The sequence below is a fragment of the Methanoregula sp. genome, from assembly GCF_002835825.1.
Classification (GTDB): domain Archaea; phylum Halobacteriota; class Methanomicrobia; order Methanomicrobiales; family Methanospirillaceae; genus Methanoregula.
This window is the reverse complement of the sequence record NZ_PIZH01000151.1, coordinates 1-5,179: the sequence shown is the minus strand read 5'-3', so window position 1 is coordinate 5,179 and position 5,179 is coordinate 1. Positions and strand designations below refer to the sequence as shown.

10 protein-coding genes are annotated in these 5,179 nt (G+C 56.8%); all 10 read right to left on the bottom strand.

All coding sequences use genetic code 11. From position 1 onward, the window contains the following. Positions 1-148 precede the first annotated feature (148 nt). Positions 149-838 carry a DUF166 family protein gene (locus tag CW742_RS06800; RefSeq protein WP_292418261.1) on the bottom strand — a complete coding sequence of 230 codons (690 nt, stop codon included), beginning with the start codon at positions 836-838 and terminating at the stop codon, positions 149-151. Beyond that, positions 835-1,233: a DUF2703 domain-containing protein gene (locus CW742_RS06795; protein WP_292418258.1), complete on the bottom strand. Its 399-nt coding sequence runs from the start codon at positions 1,231-1,233 to the stop codon at positions 835-837. The genes CW742_RS06800 and CW742_RS06795 overlap by 4 nt, the downstream gene beginning before the upstream one ends. Further along, positions 1,230-1,580: a putative zinc-binding protein gene (locus CW742_RS06790; protein WP_292418255.1), complete on the bottom strand. Its 351-nt coding sequence runs from the start codon at positions 1,578-1,580 to the stop codon at positions 1,230-1,232. Before CW742_RS06790 ends, CW742_RS06795 begins: the two co-directional genes overlap by 4 nt. After that, positions 1,577-1,918, bottom strand: a complete 342-nt coding sequence (locus CW742_RS06785; RefSeq protein ID WP_292418252.1) for a ferredoxin-thioredoxin reductase catalytic domain-containing protein — start codon at positions 1,916-1,918, stop codon at positions 1,577-1,579. Before CW742_RS06785 ends, CW742_RS06790 begins: the two co-directional genes overlap by 4 nt. Beyond that, positions 1,900-2,364, bottom strand: coding sequence for a putative zinc-binding protein (locus tag CW742_RS06780; RefSeq protein ID WP_292418249.1), 465 nt, complete (start codon positions 2,362-2,364; stop codon positions 1,900-1,902). The genes CW742_RS06785 and CW742_RS06780 overlap by 19 nt, the downstream gene beginning before the upstream one ends. A 5-nt stretch (positions 2,365-2,369) precedes the next feature. After that, entirely contained in the window at positions 2,370-2,606 is a 237-nt protein-coding gene (locus CW742_RS06775) for a thioredoxin family protein (RefSeq protein WP_292418246.1), read from the bottom strand. A gap of 44 nt (positions 2,607-2,650) precedes the next feature. After that, positions 2,651-3,430 (bottom strand): pyrroline-5-carboxylate reductase, encoded by a 780-nt coding sequence (locus tag CW742_RS06770; protein ID WP_292418243.1) that lies wholly within the window; start codon positions 3,428-3,430, stop codon positions 2,651-2,653. Between the two features lie 130 nt (positions 3,431-3,560). Next, positions 3,561-3,830, bottom strand: a complete 270-nt coding sequence (locus CW742_RS06765; protein WP_292418240.1) for a hypothetical protein — start codon at positions 3,828-3,830, stop codon at positions 3,561-3,563. A 9-nt stretch (positions 3,831-3,839) separates the two neighbouring features. Further along, complete coding sequence (locus tag CW742_RS06760; RefSeq protein WP_292418237.1) at positions 3,840-4,910, bottom strand: permease; 1,071 nt, start codon at positions 4,908-4,910, stop codon at positions 3,840-3,842. Between the two features lie 9 nt (positions 4,911-4,919). Continuing rightward, positions 4,920-5,179, bottom strand: a 260-nt coding sequence (locus CW742_RS06755) for a cupin domain-containing protein (RefSeq protein ID WP_292418234.1), incomplete at its 5' end; no start/stop codon positions are given.

Below are 5,179 nucleotides of genomic sequence, written 5' to 3'. Positions count from 1 at the left end.
AGTCCGAGATCCTGTGCAAACGCTCCAAAGACCGCTGCCGAGCAGGTTATCCCTTGGGAAAAACTTCCTGCTGCATCATCGCTTTTTGTCATGATTCATTCCCCGGATCAATCTTCAACCGCGCAGACAGCATGTTCTCCCGCCATCTTTACGCCCGGTGCATTTTCTCTTCCATGACCTTCTCCATCTCATCAGTGAACGGCTTCACCCGTTCCGCCACAGACGGAGATACTGCACCGATCGCACGGACCAGTTCCCGGATGTGGAGCAGCCCCGAGACTTCCTTGTCGCAGGTCTTCCCAAGCCGGGGTGCCCGGCAGAAATGGCAGATCCGCAGGCCATAGTGCTGGAGCTGTTCGGCGCTGAGGGTTGTGCCGGGCAGTTCTTTGCTGGCTTCAACCGTTGAGCCGCAGGGAGATCCCCGGAGGACCCGGACGCTCCCGATGGTGCCGTCGTCTTTCACCGTCACATCAAAAACCGGCCTTCCGAACACTTTGGCAAACTCGTTGATCTCCGGTACCCAGGTGTTGTCTTCAAGCGAGCACATGGTCGGTGCTGCCACGATATTCTCGTTGATCCCCTTTGCCTGCCGGAGAAACCCGGGGCCGAAACTGACGCCGAGGATCACCGGTTTCTGTTTGTCGATAATGGCAAGGGCGACGTCCGGGTGGCGGACATACGAGATGAAGAGGTCGCATTCCGGGAGAGGCAGATCGATGTCATCCACCATCATTCCCGAAGGGAACGGTGCCATGATCCATTCGGTCGGGAACTTTTCCCTGATTAACTCATACGCCCGGTCGCCATATGCACCATCGCTGACAATGCCGATCTTCATGGGTTCACCCCAAGCGCCCGGTACGCGGCATTCCGGATCATTTCCGGTGGGATCTCCTCGTACCGTTCATTGTCGATCTCGATCGCCCGGCAGCAGGTGCTCTCGCCCGCAAGGGTACCGCAGGAAGGGCATTCGGTCGAAACCACACCAACTGCGAGCAGATGCTCGATGGGAGTGCCGTTCATGAGGATCTCGTTCGACTCCGCGATCCGTGTCTTGTCAAGGAGCGTCTCGCTCAGGTTGATCTTCACGCCTGCGGGAGCGAACTCGCGACGGAGTTCCTCAACAACGGATTTGAGGGAGTGACCGGTCTTCCCGCACCGCTCGCACGTCTTATCCCCGACAGCAAAATGCTTCCACTCGATCTCAAGGCGCTTGTACCGGGGGTTGTTCATACCCTGTCGTCTCCGTTTTCCATAACTGCCCGGATAACCTTCTCAATCTCATCGTACTGCACATCAGCCATCCCGTTCTTTTCGATGCCGAGTTCGGTTGCGATGATATGGATATCAGGTGATAGGCCGGCCGCGGTGAGTTTCTTTGTTGCACAACAGTCTGTACATCCATCAAGAACGATGAGTCGTTCTGCATTTCCCGCATCTATTCTGAGGGATTCTGCGGACTGCTTGCAGTTCATACACAGGAACATGCCGGGCTTTCGCTGCATCAGGAGCATACCTGCCTGAGTCGTGAGTTTTCCCGTATTGGAGATGCCTGAACAGGTGACAATGGCATAGGTCATTTTATTCCTCCCGTAAGAGTTTCGGCCGCATCTTTCCGGTAATAGAGCAGACAATGGCAGTGCCCATCCTTTGCGATCTCATCCCGGTTGTAGATGCATGGGCAGATGATTGCCCGGTCCTTCTCCGAATCACCGGACCGGAACCGGCACGGGCAGTACTGCTCACCAAACTTCTGCTTGTTTCGTGCCAGGCCCCGGATTACCGTATCGAGTGTTTTTTCATCCGGGTTGAGTACCCAGCCGTTCTCGTTCGCGTACTCTTCAGCCCACGAACGGATCTCATCTTCTGAAGTCGTGATCGTTCGCCCCGATTTTCTCGTTAGCAGGTCCCATCGCACCCGCAGCCGCACCCGTTGTCTTTTCCGCCGGTCTTTTTCCCCGGTGTTGCAGCCTTTTTCGTCCGGCCTTCGCCTTTCCAGCACGCAGCAACGATCTTCTCGACATCGTCCTGCGTGTAGTTCTTCGAGGGGCCTTTCGTGATCCCAAGTTCGGTCATGATAAGGTGCTGGCCAACCGGGACACCCTGCGCTTCTGCGATCTTCTTTGCACAGAGCATCGGGCAGCCGTCGAGCACGACAACCTCATCCGCGGCTTTTGCATTCCTTACCAGTCCCTCTGAACCGATGGCAAGCAATGCAACGCAGGCAATACTCCCATACCCTTCCTCAGTCAGCTGGATAGCTGCAAGGTTCGTCAGCTGCCCGGTGTTTGCCTGCCCGGCGCAGGGGAATATGATCCGTTTCTTCTCGTTCTGTCCGCATGAACAGGTTGGTGCTTCTGCCATTCTTTTCACTCCGATAATATTGATTTGATCTCATTCACATCCGGCACCCGGCCTTCAGAAACGACCTCCCCGTTGATGAAGAGTGCGGGGGTGAGCATGACCCCAGCCTCAACGATCGCATCCAGGTCTTCGACTTTCACTACTTCGGCGGCAATGCCGAGTTCCTTTACCGCAGCCTGCACGTTGTCAAACAGCCGTTTGCACTTTACGCAGCCGGTTCCGAGTACTTCGATCTTTGTCATGATACACCGATATTCAAGCAGTTCGTGGCCATCAGATAAGTAATCTAATTCTTCAGTTTTGCATACAGTGCCGGCAGTTTCTCCCGGTATACTGCAAGGATGGCCGATTCATCAGCACCGAGCGGCTTGACCGGGACGAGGTCCATGACCTTCTCCGGTGCAAGGCCCGATTCGTTCATGGTCGCAAGGATTCCTTCGGCCATCTGCCGGACCGCCTCGCGGGCATCTGCGTCCGCCATACCGAATGCCCGTGCCTGTGCTTCGAGTTCGTACAGCTGGAACCAGAGGTAGGTTGGACCCATTGCTGTGATGACTGCATAGGCTTCGAGCCTGCTCTCGGAAACCTCCGGGCAGGTACCGAATGCGGTAAAGAGCCGGGCAACGGTGTCCTTCTCCTGCGCCGGAAGACCTGCCGGGTACACCACCGGGTTATACCCTTTGCCAACTATTGCCGGGGCATTGGGGATCATCCGGATGATACGCGGGAAACCCCCGAGCATCGTGGATAACTGAGTTGCCGTCAGCTTCGGCATAAGCGAGACGACAACAGCGTCATTTTTCACTGCCCCTTTGATCGACGCGAGTACCTCTCCTGCTGCCGGAGGGTGGAGGGCGAGAAAGACTATGTCCTGCCCTGCAGCATCTGCATTCCCGCCGGTAACCGTCCGTATGGACGGGAATCGCTGCTGTAATCCTTTGAGCGTCTCTGCATTCATGTCGCTGACGACAACCTGCGACGGCAGCTGACCGCGTTTCTCCAGTGCGGCAAGGAGGATCATCGTGATCCGGCCCCCACCGATAAACCCGAGAGTTTTCTCTGTCATGATTTTCATTCCGTTGTTTTTTAGATAACCCGCAAACCACGGGAGGTTGGTGATCCGATGCTTTTAGGATTCGTTCCTGATTCCCCTTGTAGGGTTTCCTGCACGGGGTACCGTCATACTTCTATTCTCATCATGGCCCTTTCTCCTGCACGCTCTTTTTGTATTCTTCCATAATCGCACGGGCATATGCCTCTGCGACACCCGGTGGGACATAGTTGTAGACCCGGATCTTCTTCATCAGTGCTTCACTGACTGCCGCATCACACCCAGGATTCTGCTCCTTTACATCTGCAATGCTCTCATCGAGCATCGTAATGCCGGTCATGATCCCATTGACCGGGATCTGTCGTATCCGCCGAAGGGCATCTGCGGCACAGCAGGGTATTCTGTCGTTGTTCATTCCTGTTCCTCACATGAAGTTCCCGAAGATGAACCCGGCGATGGTCGAGAACACAATAACCAGCCCGGCATACGCGAGTGTCTTCTTCGCCCCGATGATCCGGTAGATGACCATCAGGCTCGGCAGGCTGATGCTCGGCCCCGTCAGGAGCAGGGCAAGGGCCGGGCCTTTTGCCATCGACCCCGAGAGGTACCCGAGCGTTGTGCCGATGACCGGAACTTCGAGGAGCGTTGGCATATAGAGGACTGCCCCGATAACTGCCGCAAGGAAGGTTGCCGGCAGCGAGTTGTCGCCGATGAACGGCCTGAATGTCTCCGGGGGCAGGAAGTATGCAAGGACGCCAAGCGCGAACGTGCCGATGATGAGGATCGGGAAGATCTTCTTTGTCAGGTCCCAGATCTCAAGGCCCCACTCCGTCACCTCGTCGCGCGTGAAGTAATAGATCAGCAGGAACGCAACCGCCATTGAGAGGAAGTATACGATCAGGAGCCGGCTGAAGATATCGAGTGCCGAAGTCCCGACCAGCAGGATGGCGATGAGGGAGATGAAGAACGCGGGGACAACCCATTTCGGGCGGGTGCCCTCCTGTGCCATGACCGCCCTGCGGGCCGCCGCGTGGGTCTTCTTTGTCTCCTCGTCCTGCTGCGGGAAAAGGCTCATCATGATGAGGCCGATCACGATGGAGAGCACGACCGCGGCAACCGCACGGGCGACACCGAGATCGAATCCGAGCACTTTTGCCGTGTAGACAATCGCAAGAATGTTGATCGCCGGCCCCGCATACAGGAACGTGATTGCCGGTCCAAGGCCGCTTCCTTTCTTGAGGATGCCGGCAAACATCGGGAGGATTGTGCAGCTGCACACCGCGAGAACGGTACCAGATACCGACGCAATCCCGTACGATGTGGTCTTCTTCGTCTCCGGGCTGAAGTATTTCAGGATCGCATCCTTCCGGATGAACGCGGCGATCGCTCCTGCAATGAAGAACGCCGGGATCAGGCAGGTCACGACATGTTCCGTGAGGTAGGCAAACAGAGTTGTCCAGCCAAGCAGAAGTGAGCCGGTGATGGGATCGGTCATATGACAACCTCACACAAGCGGGGGGGAGAAGGTTGCCAGCAGGAGCAGCCCCTCCGCCCCGGCATCCACGCGGTGCACACGGTCGGCCGGCATAACAGCGGCAACACCGGGCCGGTACGGTATTGTCTGCCCGTCCAGCATGCAGGAGCCGCTGCCGTTCAGCACATCATGGATCTCGACCTGCTCGGTGTGGGAATGATCCCCGATTGAACAGCCAGGATCGATCCGCACGTGGTGGAGGCTGATACGGCTGCCGGTCTCCTTACCGG